This is a genomic window from Streptomyces sp. 8L (assembly GCF_020176795.1).
Classification (GTDB): Bacteria; Actinomycetota; Actinomycetes; order Streptomycetales; family Streptomycetaceae; genus Streptomyces.
This window is the reverse complement of sequence record NZ_JAIUKE010000797.1, coordinates 1-2,450: the sequence shown is the minus strand read 5'-3', so window position 1 is coordinate 2,450 and position 2,450 is coordinate 1. Positions and strand designations below refer to the sequence as shown.

The 2,450-nt window shown below is 74.8% G+C and carries 2 protein-coding genes and 1 pseudogene; 1 reads left to right on the top strand and 2 read right to left on the bottom strand.

Translation table 11 applies throughout. The annotated features are described in order from the left end of the window. Positions 1–694, bottom strand: a 694-nt coding sequence (locus LCE31_RS38835) for an ankyrin repeat domain-containing protein (RefSeq protein WP_225022942.1), incomplete at its 3' end; no start/stop codon positions are given. A gap of 27 nt (positions 695–721) precedes the next feature. Continuing rightward, a complete protein-coding gene (locus LCE31_RS38830; protein ID WP_225022941.1) occupies positions 722–1,615 on the bottom strand; it encodes a hypothetical protein in 894 nt (297 codons plus the stop codon). Between the two features lie 309 nt (positions 1,616–1,924). Here LCE31_RS38830 and LCE31_RS38825 point away from each other — a divergent pair. Then, positions 1,925–2,450: pseudogene (locus LCE31_RS38825) on the top strand (aminopeptidase N); the annotation flags it as partial.

Here is a 2,450-nt window from a genome sequence, read left to right as displayed (position 1 = left end):
TCTCCGCCCCGTCCGCCACCGTCCGCCGTACGACCGTCTCGAAGCCGTCCCCGTACGCGGCGGCCAGACCCTCCCGCAACTCCCGCTCCACATCCCGCCCCAGCCAGTGCCGCGCCTCCGCCAGCGCGGCCTCCCGCCCGCCGGGGTCGGCGGCGCCCGCGCCGTGCCGCAGCAGCGCCCGCACCGCCGCGGCCGAACCGCGCCGCGCCGCGAGCACCAGCGGCCGCTCCCCGCCGGGCCCCGGCAGATCCGGACCGGCACCGCCCTCAAGCAGCGCCTCGAGCGTCTCCGCGAACCCCTGCACCGCCGCCCACGCCACCGCCGTGAAGCCGTAGGCCTCCCGCAGGTCCGGTTCCGCGCCCGCCGCCAGCAGCGCCCGCACGACCTCCGTGTGCCCGCCGCTCGCCGCCCCGCACAGCGGCAGGTCCGCGCCGCCCTCGCCGCACGCCCGCCCCGGGTCCGCGCCCGCCGCGAGCAGCAGCCGTACCGCGGACGGACGGTCGCCGACGGCCGCCGCGTACAGCGCCGTGCGCCCCTCGCCGTCCAGCGCGGCCACGCAACCGGCCGGATCGGCCCGCAGCAGACGTACCAATGTGTCGTCGGCGCCCCCGAACACCGCCGCGAACAGTTCGCCGTGCGTCCCGTACGTCCCGTGCGTCTCGTACGCGTCGTGCCTGTCGTGCGTGTCGTGCATGTCGTGCATGTCGTCGTCTCAGGATCTTCAGGTGTCGCACTCCAGCACCGTGCGGCACAGCCCGCACCGCGCCCTGACCCGTCCCCGCACCGGTACCCGGATGCGCTGATGGCATGTGGGGCACTCGAACGCCACCCGGGGGCCGTCCCGCAGCGACTCGAACGCGTACGGGGCCGAGGGATCGCCCGGGGCCCCCGGATGATCGAGCGCGTACCTGCGCTCCCGCACGTAGCGGTGCCGGCCCGCCCGGCCCGCTGTCGTCAGCGGCGGCTGCCGCTCGTCGCGCAGCGCCCGCGCCGCGCCGCGCGTGTACGCCTCGTACCCCTGCGGACTCGTGAACCAGATCCGCGGGTCCTCGCCGAACACCGCCGCCCGCTTCGCCAGCACGTACCCGAACTCCTCCGGCGTCAGATAGCCGAGCTTCTGGCTGGAGTCGCGGTCCTCCCGGTACGCGTCGAGCAGCAGCCAGCCCGCGCCCAGGTACGTCGTCGCCGTGTCGGTCAGGATCTCGTTCGCGCGCGTGCCGGGGAAGGACAGCCCGATGCGGTGCAGCAGCACATGCGTGATCTCGTGTGCGAGCGCCGCCCCGATGTCCCTGCGATACCTGCGGAACCGGTCGTTCAGCTCGATGAAGTACTCGGGGCCCGCCGTCAGTTCCACACTCGCCGCGTGCTCCATCTCCCGGAAGCTCACGATGATGCGCGCGTCCGGCAGCCCCAGCTGCCGCACCAGCGCGCGGGCGACCCGCTGCGTGCCCAGGTGCAGGTCGTCCAGGTCGGAGAAGGCCACGTCCGCCGGCGCCACGCTCGACGCGTACGCCACTACGCCGTCGGGCGACAGGCGCCGGTACAGCGCCGTGATCGCCGCCCGGGCGGTGTCGAGATGCGGAAAACCGTGTACGACCTCGGTGCTGTTCGCCACGCCCTACCCCCTACGCCCGCGCATCCGGGCCCGCTCCTCCCGCGTCCCCCGGCGGCGGTCAGCCGCTTCCACTGTACGGCGGGGGCCCCGGCGCCGCGGCAGGCGTCCGCGGACACCGCACGGGCCCCGCCCCACGCGGCGGCACCTCTGGCACGGGCCCCGCCCGCGCACACCGGGACCACCGGCGCACCGCACGCGCACGCGCTCCCGCCCACGGCCCGCACACCATCCGTCACCGCCCGCAGCCCTCCGCAACAGAGCCGGGAACCGTACTGCGCGGCCCGCCCCGCATCGGGCAGCATGGCCCCCATGTCCGTACTGACGCGCGACGAAGCGCGAACCCGAGCCCAGCTGATCGACGTACACCGGTACGCCATCGCCCTCGATGTCACCACCGGCAGCGAGACCTTCGACTCCCGCACCGTCATCCACTTCACCGCACACGCGGCCGGGGACACCTTCGTCGAGCTCAAGCCCGCCACCCTGCGCGCCCTCGCCCTCGACGGCACGGAGCTGGACCCGGCCGCCCTCACAGGCAACCGGTACCCGCTCACCGGCCTCACCCCGGGCGAACACGAACTGCGCGTCGACGCGGACATGCGCTACTCCCACACCGGCGAGGGCCTGCACCGCTTCACCGACCCCACCGACGGCGAGACATACCTCTACACCCAGCTGTTCCTCGACGACGTCCAGCGGGTCTTCGCCGCCTTCGACCAGCCCGACCTCAAGGCCGTCTTCGAGGCCACGGTCACCGCGCCGGAGAACTGGACCGTCCTCGGCAACGGCATCGCCACCCCCGCGGGCGACGGCCGGTGGACCCTCGCCCCGACCC